Here is a 22,060-nt window from a genome sequence, read left to right on the forward strand (position 1 = left end):
GCGCCAACCTCGTTCCATAACTGTACGAGGCTGGACTATCCGGACTTTGCTGTGGCCGTTGGATGACCGTTGCGGGCGAAGGATGGGACTTTGCCCTACCCTCGCCCCGCGATCAGACTGTCGGCGGCGGCGCGGGCCTCCGCCGTGATGGTGGCGCCGGAGAGCATGCGGGCGATCTCCTCCCGGCGGTCGTCGCCGTCCAGTTCGGCGACGCCGGTCGTCACCTGCTCGCCCTTCACCGACTTTTGGACCTTCAGGTGCGTGGAGCCGCGCGCGGCGACCTGCGGGCTGTGGGTGACCACGAGCACCTGCAAGCCGTGCCCGAGCTTTTCCAGCCGTTCGCCCACGGCGGCGGCGACGGCGCCGCCGATGCCGGTGTCCACCTCGTCGAAGACCAGCGTGCCCACGGTCGAGGTCTGGGCCAGAACCACCTTGAGCGCCAGCATGAAGCGCGCCAGTTCACCGCCGGACGCGATCTTGTTGAGCGCACCGGGGGGCGAGCCGGGGTTGGTGGCGACCTGGAAGGCCACGCGGTCCATGCCGGCGGCGGTCCATTCGGCTTCACCCAGCGGTTCGACCAGCGTGCGGAACCTGGCCTTTTCCATCTTCAGCGGTGCCAGCTCGCCGGCGACCGCCTTGTCCAGGTCTCCGGCGGCGGACTGGCGGGCCTTGCTCAGCGCCTCGGCGGCCTTGCGGTAGGCCTCGCGCGCCACCTCGGCCTCCTTGGCGAGGCGGGTCAGCAGGTCGCCCTGGTCCTCGATGAGGAGAAGGCGGTCGGCCATGTCCTTGCGGAGCGCCGCCAGCGCGTCCACGTCCACGCCGTGCTTGCGGGCGGCGGCGCGCAGCGCGAAGAGGCGCTCTTCCAGCTTTTCCAGGGCCTGCGGGTCCATGTCCACGTCGGCGGAGGCGGCCTGGAGGGATGCGATGGCCTCCCCCGCCTCGGTCGCGGCACGGTCGAGCGCGGCAATCACCGGGTCGAGCTTGCCGCCGGCCTTGTCGGCGATGCGGCTCAGCGTGCGGATGGCCGAGGACAGGGCACGTTCCACGCCACGGTCGCCGGACAGCTCCGCGAAGGCGGAGTTCATGGCGTCGACCAGCTTTTCCCGGTGCATCAGCACGGCGCGGGTCTCAGCCAACTCTTCCTCTTCGCCCTGTTTCGGGGCGAGCGCGTCCAGTTCGGCGACGGCGTGGCGGAGGTATTCTTCTTCGGAGCGGGCGCGGGCGATCTCGGCGGCGGCGTTGGCGCGCGCGTCCTCGACCTGACGCCACGCGCGGTGCGCGGCGGCGACCTGGGCGGCCTGCGCGTCAAGGCCGGCGTAGGCGTCGAGCACGCTGCGATGGGTCTGCGGGTTCAGCAGGCCGTGGGTGTCGAACTGGCCGTGAACTTCGACGAGTTCCTCACCCAGGCGCTTCAGCAGGCCGACGCCGACCGCCTGGTCGTTGACCCAGGCGCGGCTGCGGCCATCAACGCTGACGGTGCGGCGCACGACGAGGCGGTCCTCGGCGTCGAGCCCCTGTTCCTTCAGGATGTCGAAGGCGGGATGGTCGCCGGACAGCTCGAACTCGGCGGTGACCGAGGCCTGCTCGGCGCCGTGACGGACGAGGCCCGATTCGGCGCGCGCGCCGAGCGCAAGGCCCAGCGCATCCAGCAGGATCGACTTGCCGGCGCCGGTCTCGCCGGTCAGCACGCAGAGGCCCCGATCGAAGCCGAGCGCCAGCTTTTCGATCAGGACGACGTCCCGGATCGTCAGCGAGGCCAGCACGGAACGGCCTAGAACAGGGAGCTCCAGGCTTTGCTGATCCACGACTTGTCGTTTCGCTCCGGACGCACGTTGGCGTCCACCAGCAGTGCGTAGCTGTCCGTGTACCATTCGCTGCCGGGGAAGTTGTGACCGAGCACCGCGGCGGCGGTCTTCGCCTCGTCGGTGATACCGAGCGCCAGATAGCATTCCACCAGACGGTGGAGGGCTTCCGGCACATGGGAGGTGGTCTGGTAGTTTTCAATCACCGTGCGGAACCGGCCGATGGCGGCGGTCTGCTGACCCTGCTTCATGTAGAAGCGCCCGACCTCCATCTCCTTGCCGGCGAGGTGGTCGTTGGTCAGGTCGATCTTGATCTTGGCGTCGCGCGCGTACTGGCTTTCGGGGAAGCGGCGCACGACCTCCGACAGGGCCTCCAGCGCGCGACTCGTCATGCGCTGGTCGCGGCGGACATCGGTGATCTGCTCGTAGTAGGACAGCGCCCGCATGTAATAGGCGTAGGCGACGTCCTTGCTGCCCGGATGCAGCTGGATGTAGCGGTCGAGCGCCAGGATGGCGTCGTCGTACTTCAGGTCCTGGTAATGGGCGTAGGCGGCCATGATCTGCGCCTTGGCGGCCCATTCGGAATAGGGGTGCTGACGCTCCACCTCGTCATACAGCTTGGCGGCGGTCTTGAACCGCTCGTCCTGCATGGCGGCGTCCGCCTCTTGATAGATCTGCTCGGCGGGGCGCTCCACGTAATCCAGTTCCTCCTTGGTGGAGGAGCAGGCGGTCAGGGCGGTGCCGAGGAGGAGGGCCACGAGCGGCAGGCGGGTCAGGCGAGGCGGCATGATCGTCACAATGCTTCCAAGTTTGGCCCTATATAGCACGGAGGCGTGCGGGCACGGCAAGTTCCTTGGGTGTTCTGTTTCTGAGGCAAGGATGGGGGTCCGGCCGTTGCCACACTCCCCGGTTCCCTGACATCCCCGTCGTCCCAGGAAAGAGCTTATGCGAACAGGGCGTCGATGTCGGCCTGGCTGATGTTGCCGGCTTCCTGCTGCTCGGCAGGGCCGTGCAGTTCCAGGTGCTCGTCCTTCTTGGTGACGGACGGCGGCAGCGGCATCGCCTCGAACTCGCGCTTGTTCCAGTGGCCCATCATCGCCTCCACGCGCTCCTCGATGAAGGACAGGGCGCGGACGACCTTGGTGATGCGCTGGCCGGTCAGGTCCTGGAAGTTGCAGGCCTCGTAAATGCGCACGATGACGTCGTTCATGTCGTTGACGCGGTCGGCGTGGTAGCCCTCCGGCAGCGACGACTTCAGCTCGTGCACGACCTCTTCCAGCTCTTCCGCGCAGGCCATGATGGTGTTGGTCGCGACCTCCGTCGCGTTGACGACGGCGTTCAGTTCCTGCGAGGCCTGCTGGAACTTGTCCTCGCCGGCCAGCGGGTGGCGGATCGCCGCCATTTCCACCTTGGTGGCCTTGATGCGGCCGGAGATGTCGGCGATCTCGACCTGGATCTGTTCGATCTGGTTGGCGTCCAGCGTCAGGAAGCGGTCGAGCTTGGCGCCCAGATCGTTGATGGCGCGGATGACCTCGGTTTGGTCCACCGTCACCGGGCCGGCGGGCAGAGCGGCCGCGATGGGGCCGACCTCCTCCGCGATGACCTGGAATGGGCTGCTGCCGTTGCGGCGAGCCTTCTGAATCTCAGCCATGAAGGGTTTCGAGAGATTCTTCATGCTGGCTCCTCGCCCTTTTGCCAACGGCCATCCGGCCGGTATGTCAGCGCTTGGCGCCGGCCTTGGACAGGGACCGCCGCACAGCACACGTCATATCAAACTTTGCCTTGGATTTCGCCTAAAGATTTGTGACTTCGGTGGCAAAGAGAAGATTGATGGTGTTTGAGCGACCGGAAAGTCATGCATTGGTTGCATGGCCCGGCTTTGCATCGTTGCGCAGATTGCGCGGCGCGCGGACTCTGTTCAATGCAGGGGTGAACCAAGCCCTCACCCTTCCCATGGCCTCGCCATGGGCCCCTTCCCTCTCCCGCCGGGGGTGGGCGAGGGCGTTTTCGGCACCGTTAGCCGAACAGGGCGTCGATGGCCGCTTGGTCGAGGGGGGTCGGGGCTTCGGCGGCGGGAGCCGGAGCGGGAGCGGGCTTGGGGGCCGGCTTCGGCACGGGCTTGGCCGCTGCGGTGGGCGGCTTCGGCACCGGCTTCTTGGCGGGCGGAGGGGCCGCCGGAGCCGGATTGTCGAACATGCTGTCGATGTCCGCTTGGCTGGCCTTGGCGGGAGCAGCAGCGGGCGCCGGGCTGTCGAACATGCTGTCGATATCGGCTTGGCTGGCCTTGGCCGGGGCCGCAGGGGCCGGAGCGGCGGCGGGTGCCGGCGAATCAAACATGCTGTCGATGTCGGCCTGACTCGCCTTGGCCGGGGCGGCGGGAACCGGAGCGGCAGGCGCCGGGCTGTCGAAGAGGCTGTCGATGTCCGCCTGGCTGGACTTCGCGCCGGCCGCCGGGGCAGGCTCGGGCGCGGACGGCGGAGCGGGTTCCTGAGCCGGGGCGGCGGCGGGGACGGACGGGCCGTCGAACATGCTGTCCACGTCGGCCTGACTGACCCCCAGCCCGTCCAATTGCGGGCCGTTCAACAGGTGCGCGTCGGGGCGCTTGTCGGTGTTTTCGTGCTCGACCTTCAGGCCCTCGAACGCCTCGGCACCCCAGATGCCGATCATGGCGTTGACGCGCTGTTCGATGTAGCGGAGCGCGTTGACCACCTTGCTGGTGCGCTGGCCGGTCAGATCCTGGAACGAGCAGGCGGTGAAGATGTTGGTCACCTCCGCCTCGATCTCGCCGCACAGGCTGCCGTCCGCACCGTCGGCGCGCAGCTTGCCGGACAAATCCATCAGCCGCTCGGCAGCGTTCAGGATCTCGAACGAGGCGCGCTCGGTCGAGATGACGATGGCGTCCAGCTCGTTGGTGGCCGAAAGGATTTTGTCGCTGGCCCCGTCGGGGGGCCGGAGGGCCGCGACCTCGCGCCGCGCCTGCTCGATGGAGGCGGCCATCTCCATCAGCTCGCGCCGCAGCACCTCGACGTGCTTGGCCGCTTCCACCGCCTGATTCTGCTGCTGCCAGGAGTTGCGGAACTCCGACAGCATGCTGCGCACCTCCTCCGACGATGCCCCGAAGGCACGGCGGTGGAGGCGGCGCAGAAAGGCGCGCCCCTTGGCGGTTCGAGCGATCGCTTCTTCGATCTGCTCGAACTCCTCCTCGGAAAGCTGCGGAAGCTGGTCCAAGCCGGTGCTCCTTAGCCGCCGCCCAATCAACCGCCGATAACGGCCTGAATCTTCTGCTTCAGCGTGTCGGCGTTGAAGGGCTTGACGATGTAGTTGTTCACGCCGGCCTGCTTGGCGGCGATCACGTTCTCGGTCTTGCTCTCGGCGGTGACCATGATGAACGGGATCGGGGCGAGCTTCGCGTCGGCGCGGATCTCCTTGAGGAGCTGGAGGCCGGTCATCGGCTCCATGTTCCAGTCGGAGATGATGAGGCCGAACTTGGCTTCGCGCAGCTTGGCCAGGGCCGAGACGCCGTCGCCGGCTTCGTCGATGTCCGTGTAGCCGATCTGGGTCAGGAGGTTCCGCACGATGCGCCGCATGGTGGCGTAGTCATCGACGACGAGGATCTTCATCTAGGCGTCTCCGCATTCTTCCGTTGCTAGGCCCCGGCCCGGCGTTCAGCTCGTCCGGCGCAAGGCGCTTGCGCCGTAGTCGAGGACTGGTTCCGACTGTGATGCCCTAAGTCTGTCGAAAAGTCATCCCTCAGAGAGACACTGCGGCAAGCCCGTAAATTTCAGGTTACCAAATGCCGTCGCAACCGAATTCCGTTGCGAACGGTCACAAGGAGTTAACCCTATCGGACAGGCCGCGTGCCGGTTGCGGACCTTGCCAGATTTCACGAGCGAACGCACGGGATGATTTGCCCGTTCGCGCATTGCGGGCCGTGACAAGCGGACGCGCTGCTTCGTGCGAAAGGCGCTGAAATCGGGGGCAAGAATTCACACGGATTTCTCCGAAGCCCCCTCCCCTGTCGTGGATGCCCGTGTGGAGCACGGGCATGACGACGAGTGAGGCTGATGGCGGGAATGTCCGTGAAATCCGTGTTCTAATCGGTGAAATCCGTGTCGATCTTGCGTCACGCGATGTGGCTTCGACTCAGACGATGATCGGGGAGGTCGCCTCCAGCAGCCACGCCGCCGTATCGGGGTTAAGAAACGGGGTCAGGGCGTCGCGGACGCGGGCGTGGTAGGCGTTGATCCAGGCGATTTCCTCGGCCGTCAGCAGCGCCGGTTCGATCAGGTTGCGGTCGATGGGAACGAGCGTCAGCACCTCGAAGCCCAACATGGGGCGTTCGGCCATGGGCAGGTCGAGAGGCTGGACGACGATCAGGTTCTCGATTCGGATGCCGTAAGCGCCGGTTTTGTAGTAGCCGGGCTCGTTCGACAGGATCATGCCAGGCTGAAGCGCGATGGTGTTCGGCACCTTGGAAATGCGCTGCGGCCCCTCGTGCACGGACAGGAAGCTGCCCACCCCGTGGCCGGTGCCGTGGTCGTAGTCGAATCCTGCCATCCACAGCGGCAGACGGGCCAGCGTGTCGAGCTGGGACCCGGTCGTGCCGTGCGGGAAGCGCGCCGTGCTGACGGCGATGTGGCCCTTCAGGACCTGGGTGAAACGCTCCCGCATCTCGGGCGTCGGCGTGCCGATGGCGATGGTGCGGGTGACGTCGGTCGTGCCGTCCAGATACTGGGCGCCGCTGTCCAGAAGGAACAGACTGCCGGGCTCCAGGCGGCGGTCGGTGTCCGGCGACACGCGGTAATGGACGATGGCGCCGTTCGGGCCGGAACCGCTGATCGTCTCGAAGCTGAGGCCGCGGAAATGCTCGTTGGTCTGGCGCAGCGACAGAAGGTGCTCGGCGGCGGTGATTTCCGTGACCGTGCCCTTGGGCGCCTCCTTGGAGAGCCAGTGCAGGAAGCGGACGAGCGCCGCGCCGTCGCGGGCGTGGGCGGCCCGGGTGCCGTTCAGTTCCGCCTCGTTCTTGCAGGCCTTCGGCAGGGCGACGGGATCGGGGTCGCGTTCGATCTTCGCGCCGGCCAAATGCAGGCGATCGAAAATCCAGGCGGAGGTGGTGGTCGGGTCGGCCAGCACCTTGCGCCCGCCGCGCCCAAGGGCATCAAGAGCCGGGCCGAGGTCTTCGGGGGCGCGGACGGCGACCTGATTGCCGAGGTGGGCCTCCACGCCGGGGGCGAGCTTGCGGCGGTCGATGAAGAGATCGACAGAGCCGTCGTCACCGAGAATCGCAAAGGACAGCGGCAACGGCGTGCAGGGCACGTCGGCGCCGCGCAGGTTCAACAGCCACGCGATGGAATCGGGCTGGGTCAGGACGGCGGCGCCGATGCCCTGGCGCTTCAGTTCGTCGGCGATGCGGGCGCGCTTATCGGCGGCGGAAGGACCGGCGAAAGCGGTGTCATGGGCGACCACGGGGGCAAGCGGCAGCGGCGGCTGGTCGGCCCACACGGCGTCCACCGGGTTGTCCGGACAGGGCACCAGAGTCAGGCCGGCACGCTCCAGCTGCTGCCGGGTCTTCTCCACCCAACCGACCGTGTGCAGCCACGGGTCGTAGCCGAGCCGGCCGCCCTGGGGCAGCGCCTCGGCCGCCCAGGCGGACAGCGGATCCTCGATCAGATGCTTGTAGTCGTAGAGGGCGGCGGGCACCTCGGCCTGAACCTGAAGGGTGTAGCGGCCGTCCACGAAGATCGCGGCGCGCTCGGCGGCGACCACGGCGTGGCCGGCGGACCCGGTGAAGCCGGTCAGCCACGCAAGGCGCTGGGCGCGCGGGGGGACGTACTCGCCCTGGTGCTCGTCGCCACGCGGGATAATGAAGCCATCCAGCTCGCGGCGCTTCAGCACGTCGCGCAGGGCCTTCAGGCGGGCTGCGTGGTCCGGGGCCTGGGGCGCCGTGGCGGCGGCGAGGTCCGCCTTCAGGGCGCGGAGCTGGTCGACAAGGTCGGGGGATGGACGCTCGGCGACCAGAACCATCCAGGCGTCGGGGTCCTGCGGCTCGGGCGCGGCGAGGACGCCGGCCACGAGGGCGCGGACCTCCGCCGGGCTGCGGGAAACGCCCGCCTGGGTCAGGAGGGCCGCCAGGGTTTCGTCGCCACGGTACGCGCTGGGCACGGGATCTGTCCTCGTCCGATGATGCCGATGCGGTCAGGCTAGGCAGCGGCGCGGCGCAACGCAAGCGGGCGGAAGGGCGCTATGATGGAAGGCCGACAATCAAGGGAGACCTGTGTCTTCGGGCAGGCCGAGGCGTTCCAGGACGCGCTTGCGGGCCTCGCCGCGCTCGATGTCGGAGACGTGGAGCAGGCCGCCGATGCGGCGCAGGAGGTTGGCTTCCAGGTCGTTCAACTGGCCGTCGGCGTAGGCGACCTCCCACAGCATCTCGATGATCCACAGCCGCTTGTTGGGCGGGCAGCGGTCCATGATGACGCTGACGTAGCGGTAGTAGGGCGAGGCGCCTTCCGTGTCGAAGACGGCGGCGGTCAAGAGGTCCCGTGCCTCATCCTCGGTCAGGCCGAAGTGGCGGCGGGTCACCTCGATGATGCGGTCGCGCTCCGGCCCGGAGATGGTGTCGTCGGTGCGCGCGGCCTCGACCAGAAGCGCCGCGGCGGCGGCCTGGAGCGTGTGGTTGTCGGTCTCGCCGGTGTCGGTGGAATCGAAAAGCGCCCTGATCCGGTTCAGCATCGGTCCTCCGTGCGGTCCTTCTTCCTCACAGGAAGAAATGGCGCGCGGAGGGCCGAATGCCAGTTGCGGTTCAGCGGCGCTTCGGGCGCTTCACCACAAGAGTCGTCCATTCGCCGACCGGGATGCGGGCGACGAGGTTGAGACCCTGGGTGCGGTGGGCCTGGAGGACGTGGCGCTCCTGCCGGTTCAGCAGGCCGGCGAGGACGGCATAACCGCCGCGCTTCAGATGGCGGCGCAGCTGCGGGGCCATGCGGGCCAGCGGGCGGGCCAGGATATTGGCGGTGATGAGCGTGTAGGGCTTGTGCTTGCCCACCACGGGCGTGTGGTAGCCGTCGCCGCCTTCCGCCCGGATGCGGGTCTTGATGCCGTTGATGGAGGCGTTCAGGCGGGTGACGCGCACGGCCTCCGGGTCGATATCCACGGCGGTGACAGGAACACGCCAGCGCTTGGCCACCGCCAGCGCCAGAATGCCGGAGCCGCAGCCCATGTCCAGCGCGCCGCCCCGGCCGTTGCGGGGGAGCTTGACGTGGCGGGACAGGCGGTCGAGCGCCATCAGGCAGCCCTTGGTCGAACCATGCTCGCCGGTGCCGAAGGCGGTCGCGGCGTCCACCAGAAGCGGGATGGAGCCGGCGGGCACCGTGCCCTCGTGGTGCGAGCCGTGCACGAAGAAGCGGCCGGCGCGGATCGGCGGGAAGCCCTGGTAACTGTGCGACACCCAGTCGATGGACGGCAGATCCTCGATGATCAGCTTCGGCTCGGGGATGCCGATGGCCTCGGCGAGGATCGCGACGCGGGCGGTCAGGCGCGGGGCGTCGGGCTCGCCGTAGACGGTCGCCTCGACCAGCCAGTTGCCGCCCTCCTCAAGCTCGAAGGTCGAGACGGCATCGGCGTGGTCGCCCACCGCCTCCGCGAAGGCGGGAGCGTGGGCTTCGGGAACGACGAGCGCGATGCGCCAGAGCTTGGTGCGGGACATGGGGGCGGGTCGCTGGTGGTGAGTGGTCGCTGTGTCGGATGGGGTTTACCACCAAGACACCAAGGCACCAAGAAGTTCCCACCCCATCGACTTTCGGCTTCCGGTCCGCGTTCTAAAGAGCGATCCGACGAATGCCGTCTTTGATCTGGCCGACGTTGAAATTGATCAGAAAGCCCAACCGCAACCCGGTCAGTTTCAGATAAGTCAGCAGTTGCGCCTCGAAGACGGGAAGCAAGCGTTCTGCGGCCTTGATCTCGATGACGATCATGTTCTCGACCAGCAGGTCGAGCCGGAAGCCCTCGTCGAAGCGGATGTCGTCGTACACGACGGGGACGACGACCTGACGCCGAACGGTCAAACCACGCTTGCGCAATTCGTGCTCAAGGCAGGATTCGTACACCGATTCAAGAAGCCCCGCACCAAGCGTGCTGTGAACACGAAAGGCGGAATCCACGGCCTGTCGGGCAATGTGGTCAATTTCGGTCGGAATGGACGCGGGCATGGCGACCTTGGTGCCTTGGTGGTGAATCCCTCTACCACAAAAGGCACCCTTTCCCTACCGCCCCGACAACCGGTCCGCGATGTCGTACATACCCTGTTCGCGCAGCAGGTTCTGCCGGTGGCGCAGCAGGCGGCGGGCCAGGGCCTTGTCCACCTCGGCACCGCCCAGCGGTCGGCCGTCGGCGCCCTTCAGGCGTGTGGAGACGAGGTCCACCAGATGCGCCTCCGCCTTGGGGTCACGGCGGTCGAGCGGCTGCTGGCCGTTGAGGGAACGGCGGATGCGGTCCACCAGCACCGCGCGGCACTGCGGGGCACGGCCGCGCAGGGCGAGGTCGCAGATGCGGGCGAGCAGCAGGCTGGCCGGTTCCGCGTTTGGGTCGGGGTCGCGGCCGTGCAGATGGTCGGCCAGCACGCACAGGCCCATGGCGAGGTTGGGCTGCGCGCCCAGCAGATCCTTCACCACGTCGGCCGAGCCCAGCGCGTCGGCCATCACGCCGTCGATCAGCGCGAAATGGCGCGGCTCCGAATCGTCGTGGAGCAGGTTCAGCAGCGTCTCCAGCTTGCCGACCAGGGAGTTGTTGTCCGCGAGGTGGAGCGAGAGCTGGGCCAGGAAGACGAAATCATGCCCGTCCACCCCCACGGCGTAGTCGATGGCGCGGCTGGAGCCGGCGAGATCCTGGATGTCGAAGGCCGGCAGGCGCTTGCGTTCGGCCAGGAAGTCGCGGGCGCGGGTCATGGCGACGTCGGCGAAGGCGCGCAGTTCCCGCACGCGGCCCGGCACGGCGACACCGCGCATGTCGGCGTGGTGGCGGGCCGCGGCGTGGATGGCCGCGCCCATCAGCGTGCCCTGCTCGTCCAGCTTGCGGACGTAGGTCCAGGAATGGAGCAGCTCGGTCGTGGTGATGTGGAACTTGTCGAGGAACTGGCTCAGCAGCCGCCCGATCACCACGCGCGCCTCGAACCCGTAGAGATCGTCGGCGTCGAGGCAGTAGGGCGCCCCCTCGGCCGAACCGCCCAACGCCAGCGGCTTGTTCTTGATCTCCGGAGTCTTCTTCTGGAACAGCACCGTTTCCAGCGCCATGCCGGCGAGCGCGCGGTATTTGGTGACCTTCACCTCCTCGACACCGCGCCCGGTCATCTGGCCGCGCGCGCTTGAGAGCGCCGGCCCCTCCTCCGTGAAGGTGGCTTCGATCCGCCAGCGGCCTTCGCGGCGGACCTGAACTTCGTAGGTGCTGCTGCTGCCGAACACGGGTGAGGCCCCAGATTGTTTTTCAACTCCGAGGCCTGACATTACCCCCTGGCGGTTCGTTTGGCTGTGACGGCCGTCACCCGGTCACCCCGCTTTGTCGGCGGCCACCACGAAGCTGTCCATGACCTTCTTCAAACCGGCGTGGTCGAAGTCGATTTCCAGCTTGTCCTGCTCGACCGCCGTGACGGTGCCGTAGCCGAATTTCTGGTGGAAGACCCGCGCGCCCTTCGGGAAGGGAGCGTTCGGGCGGGCGCGCTGCTCCACCTGGTAGGAGCCGCTGTCCAGCGTGATCGTGCGCGGGGCCGGCGGCTGGCGCGGCGGCGAGCGGAACCCGGAGGAGAAGCCCCCTCCCCCGCCGCCGTAATTGCCGCCACCGTAGCTCCCGCCGCCACCGCCGGCGTAGAGGCCGCTGGCGGCTTCGGCCTCGACGTCGTCGGGGGGAAGTTCGTCGATGAAGCGGGAGGGGATGGCGCTGACCCAGTTGCCGTACAGCTGCCGGTTGGCGGCGTGGCTGACGAAGGCGCGCTTGCGGGCGCGGGTCAGGCCGACGTAGGCGAGGCGGCGCTCCTCCTCAAGGCCGGCGATGCCGGTCTCGTCCAGAGCGCGCTGGTTGGGGAACACGCCCTCTTCCCAGCCGGGCAGGAAGACGATGTCGAATTCCAGCCCCTTGGCGCCGTGCAGGGTCATCACCGTGACCTGATCGGCCCCGGCGGCCTCGGTGTTCTCCATCACCAGTGCGACGTGTTCGAGGAAGCCCGACAGGTTCTCGAACTCCGCCATGGCGGTGATGAGTTCCTTCAGGTTTTCCAAGCGGCCGGGAGCCTCCGGCGTCTTGTCCTCCTGCCACATGCGGGTGTAGCCGGACTCGTCCAGGATCATGCGGGCGAGGTCGGTGTGCGGCATGGTCGCCGCGAGGGTCCGCCAGCGGAAGAAGTCCTGGAGAAGCGTGCGGACGGTGTTGCGGACCTTGGGCTTCAGCTCGTCGGTTTCGGTCAGCGCCCAGCCGGCCTCGGTCAAGGGGATGCCCTGCGCGCGCGCCGCCACATGGATGCATTGCAGGGCGGCGGGGCCAATGCCGCGCTTGGGCACGTTGACGATGCGCTCGAACGCGAGGTCGTCGTCGGGGGAGTTGACGACGCGGAAATAGGCCATCGCGTCGCGGATTTCCTGCCGCTCGTAGAAGCGGGCGCCGCCGATCACCTTGTAGGGAAGCCCCACCGTGTTGAAGCGCTCTTCGAATTCGCGGGTCTGGAAGCCGGCGCGGACCAGGACGGCGATCTGGGACAGCGGCACGCCCTTGCGCTGGAGCGCCTCGATCTCCTCACCGATCCAGCGGGCTTCCTCCTTGCCGTCCCAGACGCCGCGCACGCGCACGGGCTCGCCGCCGTCCGCCTGGGTCCACAGGGTCTTGCCGAGGCGGCCCTTGTTGTTGGCGATCAGGCCGGAGGCGGCGGCCAGGATGTGGCCGGTGGAGCGGTAGTTCTGCTCCAGCTTGATGACCTTGGCGCCGGGGAAGTCGGCCTCGAAGCGCAGGATGTTGCCGATCTCGGCGCCGCGCCACGCGTAGATCGACTGATCCTCGTCGCCCACACAGCAGATGTTCTTGTGCGCCTGGGACAGGATGCGCAGCCAGAGATACTGGGCGACGTTGGTGTCCTGATACTCGTCCACCAGGATGTATTTGAACTTCCGGTGATACTCGGCCAGCACGTCCGGGTGGTTCTGGAAGATGGCCAAGTTGTGCAGAAGAAGATCGCCGAAGTCGCAGGCGTTCAGCGTGCGCAGGCGGTCCTGATACTGGCGGTAGAGGCTGACGACCCGGCCGCCGGCCACGTCGCCGCCGTCGGCGTCGCCCAGCTTGTCCGGGGTCAGGCCGCGATCCTTCCAGCGTTCGATGACGCCGAGGACCTGACGGGCCGGCCACTTCTTGGAATCGATGTGCTCGGCTTCGAGCAGTTGCCTGATCAGGCGGATCTGGTCGTCGGTGTCGAGGATGGTGAAGTTCGACTTCAGCCCGACCAGTTCGGCGTGGCGGCGCAGGATGCGCGCGGCCAGCGCGTGGAAGGTGCCGAGCCACCAGCCCTCCGGCTCGATCCCCATCAGGTGGCCGACGCGCTCGCGCATTTCGCGCGCGGCCTTGTTGGTGAAGGTCACCGCCAGGATTTGAAAGGCCGCCGCGCGGCGGGTCATCAGCAGGTGCGCCAGCCGCGTCGTCAGCACGCGCGTCTTGCCCGTCCCGGCGCCCGCCAGCACCAGGACCGGACCGTCCAGAGCCTCCACCGCCTCGCGCTGGACCGGGTTCAGCCCGTCCAGATAGGCGAAGCGCTGCACCGGCGAGGGGACCGGGGCAGAGGCGTGGCTGAGCGGATCGTGACCCAAAGGATCGTTACCCAGCGGGTCGTCATAGGCGTAGGGATCGGACATGCGGCACCAAATCTCGAAAGCGCCCCGTATATAGCACGCTGGGCGACGCATCGAACCCCTTCCCTTGATGGAAAGGGTCTGGGGACGGCCGAACGGGCGGTCATAGTCCGACCGGGAACATGCATAGAAATGCTCGGCCCTTCTTCGCAGCCGCACCATGACCTGCGGCCGCGGTCCTAGGCCAACAGGGGGAAGTCACACCGAGGCGACGGCCGGATCAGGCCGCGAAGATCATGAATAAATCACAGAACCAGACCTTGCTTCTTCTCATTGATTATTCCACACGGATCGTACGGAAACAGCCTCATGCCCGCTTTGTCTTATTTTGGCTTAGGGCATATGTCCATTTTACGAAGAGATTTCCCCTTTGGAGAAATTTTCTGTCCCGCAAATCTGGGGTAAGGTCAGTTCAAATTGAGGCACCCCGGGGACCGAACGGACAAGCGCCCAGCGCACCGTCTCTCCGGCTCGGGCGTCCTCGGAAGAGCATACAGCGCAACCGACTTGAACCGAACAGAAGGCGGGTAGAGACGATGGATCCCGTGAACGTTTTCCTCATCGATGCGAACAAGCTGTTCCGCGAAGGCATGAAGCGGCTGTTCGAAACCACGCCGTTCAAGGTGATCGGCGAGGCCGGCAGCCTGCGTGAAGGCGTTCCGGCGGTGGAAGCGGCCGGCAACCGTTCGGACCTGATCCTCATCGACCTCGCCAGCGGCGGCGACGAGGAAGTCGAGTCCATGCGCGCGCTCCGCGCCGAGCACCCGCAGATCCGCATTGTCATCCTGACCAGCGACCTGTGCACCCGCCGCCTGTCCGGCGCGCTGGGCGCCGGGGCCGACGGTTATCTGATGAAGGACATCGCCCCGGACGCGCTGATGCAGTCGCTGAAGCTGGTGATGATGGGCGAGAAGGTGTTCCCGACCCATCTGGCCGAACTTCTGGTCAGCGGCCGTCACGAGGACATGGGCACCGAGGTGCCGGCCCGCCGCAAGGGCCTGTCGCAGCGCGAGATCCAGATCCTGCGCTGCCTGCTGAACGGCAATTCCAACAAGATGATCGCCAACCACCTGCACATCACCGAGGCGACGGTGAAGGTCCACCTGAAGAGCCTGCTGCGCAAGATCAACGCCTCCAACCGCACCCAGGCGGCCATCTGGGCGCTGAACAACGGCATCGGCGACCAGCCGGCCGACGCGGCGGGCGTGAGCGCCAGCATGGCGTAAGCCCCTTATCCCCTCCCCTGCGGGAGAAGCCTTCAGAACGCCGGTCGCGCCATCCCGCGGCCGGCGTTCTGGCGTTTGCCCCCAGCCTTTGTGCGGTGCGGCATGAGGGCGCATTTGGCTTCCGGCCTAGGTGGTGGGCCATAAGACCAAAAGCTCTCTTTACCCTTGGATTATCCAGCCTTATCTCAAAACAAGTTTCGAATTGCCTCCATTGTGCGGCGCACCACCAATGAATGATACCGTTCCGTCTCTCGACAAGCCTGCCCTGAACGTGCTGATCGCCGACGATCATCTGCTGTTCCGTGACGGGTTGCGCCGCCTGCTGTCGCAATTCAACGAGAACATGACCTTCTTCGAGGCGAGTTCTTTCGACGACGTGCGCCGCCTGTGCGATGCCGGCACGGAGTTCGACCTGATCCTGCTCGACCTCGGGATGCCCGGCTGGACCGGATTCTCGGCGCTGGGCGACATCCACCAGCGGCTGCCGAGGGCGCTGCTGGTCGTGGTGTCGGGGTCGGAAAAGCGGTCGGACCTGCTGGCCGCGCTGGAGAACGGCGCCGCCGGCTACATCCCGAAATCCAGCAGCGCCAAGGTGTTGCTGGGCGCGTTGCAGCTGGTGCTGGCCGGTGGGGTCTATCTGCCGGAACAGGCCATCCGGGGCGATCGCGTGGCCGATTTCGCCGGCGCTCCGGCGACGGCGGCCGGCATCAGGGCCGACGATCCCTTTTCCCAGCTTGCCGGCGGTGCCGGCGATCAGCTGACCCCGCGCCAGCGCGAGGTGCTGACCCGCCTGCGCGACGGCAAATCCAACAAGCAGATCGCCCACGAACTTGGGCTAACCGAGGGCACGGTGAAGGTGCATGTCACCGCCATCCTCCGCCATCTCGGCGTCCGCAACCGTACCCAGGCGGCCATCACGGCCAACGGCCTCGGCGGCCACGGTTGACGACGCCCCTGCGGCGGATGCGCGGCCACCCAGGCCGCCGTGGCGCCGCGCCGACTTCCTGCCCGCGGGGCTGGTCGGGTTGCTGGGCCTTGTGCTCGGCACCGTGCTGCTCGTCCACGCGCGCCGGGAAAACCTCAGCTTCGAAGAGCATCTGAAGGCGCTGGCCCAGGGCTATCTGGCCATCGCCGAACAGGCCCTGTCGCGCCGGGTTCAGGACTATGCCTGGTGGGACGAAGCGGTGGAGCACATCGGCGCGCCCGACCGGCTGGACACCGCCTGGGCCGAGCGGAACATCGGCGCCGACAACCATGTGGTTCTGGGCATCGACGGCGCCTATGTGCTGGACCGCAACGGCGCCGTGCTGTTCGCCAGCCACAGCGACGAGGAGGTCCGGACCGAGGATCACCGGGCGCTGACGGTCTTCGCCCACCACGCACGGTTGGGCCAGGGGCGCCCGCCCCGCCCGGCGGCGGGGATCCTGCTGGTGGACGGGCAGCTCCATCTCGCGGCGGCGACCCCGCTGACCGTCTTCGACACCGAACGGCCGCCGCCCGTCGCCCCTTCCAACATTCTGGTCTTCACGTCCCCCTTGAGCGAGGCGCTGGCCCCGGCCGCCAAGCTGGAGCGCTGGTTCGGTCATCTGGTTCCCGGCAAATCGAACGCCGAGGGGCTGTCCATCCCGCTGACGGGCATCGACGGCCGGCCGCTCGGCAGCCTCGCCTGGACGGCGGAGCGGCCGGGCACCGCCTTCCTGTGGGTCTCGCTGCCGACGCTGGCGCTCGGGCTGCTGGTCATGGGCGTGGTGATCGACCGGCTGTGGCGCCGGGTGCGTGAGCACGCCACCGCCCTGGAACTGCGCAACGATGCCTTGACCGAGAGCGAACGGCGCTTCCAGGCGCTGGTTCGGGCGGTGCCGGTCGGACTGTTCCGCACCGACGGGCAGGGCCAATGCAGCTACGTCAACGACCGCTGCACGCGCTTCGCCCGGCTGGCCGACGAGCAGAGCGACGGGTTGCTGTTCCTGCGCGCCGCCCATCCGGAAGATCGGGCGCGGGTGGCGATCCTGTGGCACGACGCGGTCCTGCGGGGCGAGTCCTTCCAGGCGGAACTGCGCACCACCGCCGCCGACGGGGAGGTCTGCTGGGTGGCGGTCGAGGCGCAGCCGCAATACAACGACCAGGGCATGCTCGTCGGCTTTCTCGGCAGCATCGCCGACATCACGGCGCTGAAACGCGCGCAGGAGGAGCTGACCAGGCGCGAGGAGCTGTTGCGCGGCATCGCCGATGGCGTGCCGGCGCTGATCGGCTACATCGACGCGGACGGGATCTACCGCTTCCACAACACTCGGATCGAGGACTGGTACGGGGTGCCGGTGCCCAAGGTGGTCGGGCGGCCGGTGCGCGCGGTGTTGGGCGAGGACCTCTACGCCCGGCTGAAGCCCCAATTCGACGCGGCCTTCGCCGGGCGCGCGGTGATGACGGCGGAGGAGCAGGTCCGGCTGGGCAACGGGCCGGAGCGCACCCTGTCCATCCAGGGCATCCCCCACCGCAACGCGCAGGGCGCGGTGGCCGGGCTGTTCGTGCTGTCCACCGACGTAACCGAACGCCACCGCATCGAAAGAGAACTGGCCGAGGCCCGCGACCGCGCCGAGGCCGCCAATCACGCCAAGACGCGCTTCCTGGCGGCGGCCAGCCACGACCTGCGCCAGCCGCTGCACGCGCTGGGGCTGTTCCTCGACCTGCTGGCGAACAAGGAGCTTGCTCCGCCGCAACGGGAACTGCTCGACCGCGCCCGCCAGTCCTTCCAGGGCACAGAGGAATTGCTGAGCCTGCTGCTCGATATCTCGCGGCTGGAGGCCGGGGCGGTCGAGCCGAACGTCGGGCCGGTGGACCTGCCGGACCTCTTCGAGCGGCTGGAGGCGCAGTTCGCGCTGGAGGCCGGGAACCGGGGCCTGCGCCTGCGCTTCCACCCGCTGCCGGAGAATGTGGTCAGCGACGGGGTGCTGCTGGAGCGGGTTTTGCGCAACCTTGTCACCAACGCGTTGCGCTACACCGAGGCGGGCGGCGTGCTGATCGGCTGCCGACGGGTCGGCCGCTTCGCGCGCATCGAGGTGTGGGACACCGGCAGCGGCATCGCGCCCGAACAGCTGGATCACATTTTCGAGGAGTTCTATCAGGTCGGCAACCCGGAGCGCGACGCGCGGCGCGGGCTGGGGCTGGGCCTCGCCATCGTGAACCGGGTGGCGCAACTGCTCGGCCATCCGGTGGCGGTGCGGTCACGGGTCGGGAGGGGAAGCGTCTTCTCCATCTCCGTGCCGCTGGCCGACGAGGCGGTCAAGGAGCCGGAGCACGCCGAAGGCCCGGACGCGGGCGATGCCCTGGAGCGGCTGGCCGGACATCGCGTCGCGGTGGTGGACGACAACCCGCAGGCCCTTGCGGCGCTGCGCCACTTCCTGGAAGCGCTGGACATCGAGGCGGTCGCCGCCGAGACGGGCGAGGCGCTGATCGAGGCCTTGGCCGAGGGCGGCGCGCCTGACGCGATCATCGCCGACCTGCGGCTGCGCGGCGGGGTGGACGGAACGGATGTCATCGCCGAGGTGCGGCAGATTTACGGGCGGAACCTGCCGGGCCTGCTGCTGACCGGGGACACGGCGCCGGAACGGGTGCGGCAGGCGGTGGATTCCGGCAACGACCTGCTGCACAAGCCCGTGCGTCCGGAAGCGCTGATTGACGCTCTGACGCGGGCGCTGCTGCCCGTGAAGCCGGTGTGAACACGCCCTCTCCGCCCCCTCTTGACGCCGGAAGGCGCCTACCTACATCTCGGCCGTTCCGGGGATGCCGCCCAGCGGGTCCCCCGTTCCCTGATCTGCATGTTGCTCCTTGGAGGATGTGTACGATGACACGCGATCACGCCCGGACCGGCTGACGGCCCATTCCATTAGAAATTTGGCAGGCATTCGCTCGACGCACCCCGTGCGCCGAGCAATAGACGTTTGCATTTCTTAAGAAATTCATGGCATTTTTCTTTGTCGTTTTTGGCGTTGACTTCAGTTTTTCTCTGAATTAAATCGCGCTGCGACAGCGCAGCCCATCTGGGAGCGCTTCACAACCCAAGACATTCGCTTTCCTTAAAGGAGTGTCACACCATGACGTTCAAGCCGTTGCACGACCGCGTTCTGGTCCGCCGCATCGAGTCCGACACCAAGACGGCCGGCGGCATCATCATCCCCGACACCGCAAAGGAAAAGCCGCAGGAGGGCGAGGTTCTCGCCGTCGGCCCCGGCGCCCGCGACGAGAGCGGCAAGCTGGTCGCGCTCGACGTGAAGGTCGGCGACCGCGTGCTGTTCGGGAAGTGGTCGGGCACCGAGGTGAAGATCGACGGTGAGGATTTCCTGATCATGAAGGAGTCCGACATCCTCGGCATCATCGAAGGCGGCGCCGCCGCGACCAAGAAGGCCGCTTGATAGGGGGAGGAAGGAACCATGGCTGCCAAGGACGTCAAGTTCTCCACCGCCGCCCGCGACAAGCTGCTGCGCGGCGTCGATATCCTGGCCGACGCGGTCAAGGTCACGCTGGGTCCCAAGGGCCGCAACGTCGTGATCGAAAAGTCGTTCGGCGCGCCGCGCATCACCAAGGACGGCGTGTCGGTCGCCAAGGAAATCGAGCTGGCCGACAAGTTCGAGAACATGGGCGCGCAGATGGTGCGCGAGGTCGCCAGCAAGACCGCCGACGCGGCCGGCGACGGCACCACCACGGCGACCGTCCTCGCCCAGGCCATCGTCCGCGAGGGCGCCAAGTCCGTCGCGGCCGGCATGAACCCGATGGACCTGAAGCGCGGCATCGACCTCGCCGTCGAAGCCATCGTCGCCGAGCTGAAGGGCCGGGCCAAGAAGGTCACCACCAACGAGGAGATCGCCCAGGTCGGCACCGTGTCGGCCAACGGCGAGGCCGAGATCGGCACGATGATCGCCCACGCCATGGAAAAGGTCGGCAACGAGGGCGTCATCACGGTGGAAGAGGCCAAAAGCCTCGACACCGAGCTGGAGGTGGTCGAAGGCATGCAGTTCGACCGCGGCTACGTCAGCCCCTACTTCGTGACGAACGCCGACAAGATGCAGGTCGAGCTTGAGGACCCCTACATCCTCATCCACGACAAGAAGCTGTCGGGCATCCAGGCGCTGGTCCCCGTGCTGGAAAAGATCGTTCAGTCGGGCAAGCCGCTGCTGATCGTCGCCGAGGACGTGGAGGGCGAGGCGCTGGCGACCCTGGTCGTCAACAAGCTGCGCGGCGGCTTGCGCATCGCCGCCGTGAAGGCGCCGGGCTTCGGCGACCGCCGCAAGGCCATGCTGGAGGACATCGCCATCCTCACCAACGGCACGGTCGTGTCGGAGGATCTCGGCATTAAGCTCGACAACGTCACGATGGACATGCTGGGCCGCGCCGGCAAGGTCGTCATCACCAAGGACGACACCACCATCGTCAACGGCGCCGGCGAGCGGTCCGCCATCGAGGCGCGCTGCAAGACCATCCGCCAGCAGATCGAGGAAACCACCTCGGACTACGACCGCGAGAAGCTGCAGGAGCGGCTGGCGAAGCTGGCCGGCGGCGTGGCCGTGATCCGCGTCGGCGGTGCGACGGAAGTCGAGGTGAAGGAGCGCAAGGACCGCGTGGACGACGCGCTGCACGCCACCCGCGCGGCGGTCGAGGAAGGCATCCTGCCGGGCGGCGGCGTGGCTCTGGCCCGCGCGGTGTCGGTGCTGGATGGCCTGAAGCCGGTCAACGACGACCAGCGCGTCGGCGTGGACATCGTGCGCCGGGCGCTGACCGCGCCGGTCCGTCAGATCGCGACCAACGCGGGCGTCGATGGCTCGATCATCGTCGGCAAGCTGGCCGAGAACGCCGACTACAACTGGGGCTACGACGCCTACAAGGGCGAGTGGGTGGATCTGGTGAAGTCGGGCATCATCGACCCGGCGAAAGTCGTGCGCACCGCGTTGCAGGACGCCGCGTCGATCGCCGGCCTGCTGATCACGACCGAGGCGATGGTCGCGCAGATCCCCGAGAAGAAGCCGGCGGTTCCGGCCGGAGCCGGCGCCGACATGGACTTCTGATCACGGACTTCTGATCACCGCATCCGCGAAAAATGGGCCGCGTCCGAAAGGGCGCGGCCTTTCTTTTTCACGCCCCGCCCCGCTCCACGGCGCCGACCAGGGCGATGAGCGCGCCGCGCACGACGGCTTCGTGCTTGGTGGGCTGGACCTGCTCGCCGGGGACGGCCACCACGGTCAGGTTGCGGCAGCCGACCAGCGCCTGTTCGATGAGGGATGCGCCGAGGCTCTGCCGCTCGTCCTTGCCGTGCATCAGGGTCACGGGCGCGCGGATCGTGCCGAGTTGCGGCAGCATCGCGTGCAGTTCGGCCATGACGCTGCGTCGTGCGGGGGCCATGAGGCGGGCGGCGATGCGGCGCAGGACGCCGGCACGGGCGGGCTCGGCCGACGACGGGTCGATCAGCAGCAAGCCACCGATCAAGTCCGGGAAGTCGAGCGCGGCACGCAGGGCGACCGGCACGCCGGCCCCGCAGCCGATCAGCAGGGGCTTGCGGCCACGGCGTTGCGCCAGCAGCGGGCGAAGCGAAGCCGCCTGCATTTCCGGTTCACCGTGGGGAGATGCGTTGGGAACCGGTCCCGGATCGGGCCATGGATCGGGGCGCGGATCGGGGCGCGCGACGGCCACCCATTCCTGTCCCGGCGGAACGGAGCGCAGCAGGCGCGCCCAGGCCCTGGACTCGCTGGAATTGGCGTGGATCAGAACGATCCGACGACCGCCCGGATCGCCCGAAACCGTGCATCCCTTCCCTGCGGACGTTTTTTCGCCGGGGCGCGACGTGGTGCGAGCGACGCCCTCGCCAGCCTGTCCCGGCACGATGCCCGCACAGGCTTGGAAATGCGCATCCGTGCTGTTGTAGATGGTCAAGGGCCCTGCCCCCGGTTGGCTTCCTCGCGACGGGGGTCATCCCCGCCTTTGAGAAAAGCCTAACGGAGGGCCGTGGCGGCTGTCCCGTACCATAAAAGGGCCTGAAATGGCGCGAACAGTGGTTCGGGGCTTTCGCAAAAGCTGCCTAATACTACTGTGTCATAAATCTGATCCCATATAGGGTCTATGACACAGGCGAGTTTGGATAGGCAGGACGCGGCGGAGCGTCGGTTTGAGGAGT

Annotated in this window: 18 protein-coding genes; 6 read left to right on the top strand and 12 right to left on the bottom strand. The window is 67.6% G+C overall.

From position 1 onward, the window contains the following. Positions 1–95: 95 nt before the first annotated feature. The 3 genes from recN to J2852_RS23075 all read right to left on the bottom strand — a co-directional run bounded on the left by recN (position 96) and on the right by J2852_RS23075 (position 3,453). Positions 96–1,763, bottom strand: coding sequence for a DNA repair protein RecN (gene recN, locus J2852_RS23065; RefSeq protein WP_209880315.1), 1,668 nt, complete (start codon positions 1,761–1,763; stop codon positions 96–98). An 8-nt stretch (positions 1,764–1,771) separates the two neighbouring features. After that, entirely contained in the window at positions 1,772–2,590 is an 819-nt protein-coding gene (locus J2852_RS23070; RefSeq protein ID WP_209880277.1) for an outer membrane protein assembly factor BamD, read from the bottom strand. A gap of 155 nt (positions 2,591–2,745) precedes the next feature. After that, positions 2,746–3,453, bottom strand: coding sequence for a protein phosphatase CheZ (locus tag J2852_RS23075; protein ID WP_246499926.1), 708 nt, complete (start codon positions 3,451–3,453; stop codon positions 2,746–2,748). On the opposite strand from J2852_RS23075, the gene J2852_RS23080 reads away from it, so the two are divergent. Next, entirely contained in the window at positions 3,452–3,643 is a 192-nt protein-coding gene (locus J2852_RS23080; protein ID WP_209880318.1) for a hypothetical protein, read from the top strand. The genes J2852_RS23075 and J2852_RS23080 overlap by 2 nt on opposite strands. 175 nt (positions 3,644–3,818) lie before the next feature. Here the strand turns inward: J2852_RS23080 and J2852_RS23085 are convergent, their stop codons facing one another. The 8 genes from J2852_RS23085 to J2852_RS23120 all read right to left on the bottom strand — a co-directional run bounded on the left by J2852_RS23085 (position 3,819) and on the right by J2852_RS23120 (position 13,678). After that, on the bottom strand, positions 3,819–5,030 hold the full coding sequence (locus J2852_RS23085) for a protein phosphatase CheZ (RefSeq protein WP_209880281.1): 1,212 nt from the start codon (positions 5,028–5,030) through the stop codon (positions 3,819–3,821). Between the two features lie 26 nt (positions 5,031–5,056). Beyond that, a complete protein-coding gene (locus J2852_RS23090; protein ID WP_209880283.1) occupies positions 5,057–5,422 on the bottom strand; it encodes a chemotaxis response regulator CheY in 366 nt (121 codons plus the stop codon). A 523-nt stretch (positions 5,423–5,945) separates the two neighbouring features. Beyond that, a complete protein-coding gene (locus J2852_RS23095) occupies positions 5,946–7,964 on the bottom strand; it encodes a M24 family metallopeptidase (RefSeq protein WP_209880285.1) in 2,019 nt (672 codons plus the stop codon). A gap of 99 nt (positions 7,965–8,063) precedes the next feature. Then, positions 8,064–8,531 (bottom strand): tellurite resistance TerB family protein, encoded by a 468-nt coding sequence (locus J2852_RS23100; RefSeq protein ID WP_209880286.1) that lies wholly within the window; start codon positions 8,529–8,531, stop codon positions 8,064–8,066. Positions 8,532–8,601: 70 nt separating this feature from the next. After that, positions 8,602–9,504, bottom strand: coding sequence for a 50S ribosomal protein L11 methyltransferase (locus J2852_RS23105; RefSeq protein ID WP_209880288.1), 903 nt, complete (start codon positions 9,502–9,504; stop codon positions 8,602–8,604). 112 nt (positions 9,505–9,616) lie between these two features. Further along, entirely contained in the window at positions 9,617–10,006 is a 390-nt protein-coding gene (locus tag J2852_RS23110) for a GxxExxY protein (protein WP_209880290.1), read from the bottom strand. Positions 10,007–10,060: 54 nt separating this feature from the next. Next, complete coding sequence (locus J2852_RS23115; protein ID WP_209880292.1) at positions 10,061–11,254, bottom strand: hypothetical protein; 1,194 nt, start codon at positions 11,252–11,254, stop codon at positions 10,061–10,063. Between the two features lie 84 nt (positions 11,255–11,338). Next, a complete protein-coding gene (locus tag J2852_RS23120; protein ID WP_209880293.1) occupies positions 11,339–13,678 on the bottom strand; it encodes an ATP-dependent helicase in 2,340 nt (779 codons plus the stop codon). 533 nt (positions 13,679–14,211) lie between these two features. On the opposite strand from J2852_RS23120, the gene J2852_RS23125 reads away from it, so the two are divergent. From J2852_RS23125 to groL, 5 genes are all read left to right on the top strand, one after another. Further along, on the top strand, positions 14,212–14,901 hold the full coding sequence (locus J2852_RS23125; protein WP_209880295.1) for a LuxR C-terminal-related transcriptional regulator: 690 nt from the start codon (positions 14,212–14,214) through the stop codon (positions 14,899–14,901). Positions 14,902–15,166: 265 nt separating this feature from the next. Continuing rightward, a complete protein-coding gene (locus J2852_RS23130; protein WP_209880316.1) occupies positions 15,167–15,847 on the top strand; it encodes a LuxR C-terminal-related transcriptional regulator in 681 nt (226 codons plus the stop codon). Positions 15,848–15,926: 79 nt separating this feature from the next. Continuing rightward, the gene (locus tag J2852_RS23135; RefSeq protein WP_209880296.1) at positions 15,927–18,617 is read left to right on the top strand and encodes a PAS domain-containing protein; all 2,691 of its coding nucleotides are present in this window, start codon (positions 15,927–15,929) and stop codon (positions 18,615–18,617) included. Positions 18,618–18,992: 375 nt separating this feature from the next. After that, positions 18,993–19,310 carry a co-chaperone GroES gene (gene groES, locus J2852_RS23140; RefSeq protein WP_209880298.1) on the top strand — a complete coding sequence of 106 codons (318 nt, stop codon included), beginning with the start codon at positions 18,993–18,995 and terminating at the stop codon, positions 19,308–19,310. Between the two features lie 18 nt (positions 19,311–19,328). Further along, positions 19,329–20,957, top strand: coding sequence for a chaperonin GroEL (gene groL / locus J2852_RS23145; protein WP_209880300.1), 1,629 nt, complete (start codon positions 19,329–19,331; stop codon positions 20,955–20,957). A 67-nt stretch (positions 20,958–21,024) separates the two neighbouring features. Here the strand turns inward: groL and J2852_RS23150 are convergent, their stop codons facing one another. Next, the gene (locus J2852_RS23150) at positions 21,025–21,819 is read right to left on the bottom strand and encodes an alpha/beta fold hydrolase (protein WP_209880302.1); all 795 of its coding nucleotides are present in this window, start codon (positions 21,817–21,819) and stop codon (positions 21,025–21,027) included. Positions 21,820–22,060: the final 241 nt, after the last annotated feature.

Origin of the sequence: Azospirillum soli (genome assembly GCF_017876165.1) — a bacterium.
GTDB classification, from domain to species: Bacteria; Pseudomonadota; Alphaproteobacteria; order Azospirillales; family Azospirillaceae; genus Azospirillum; species Azospirillum soli.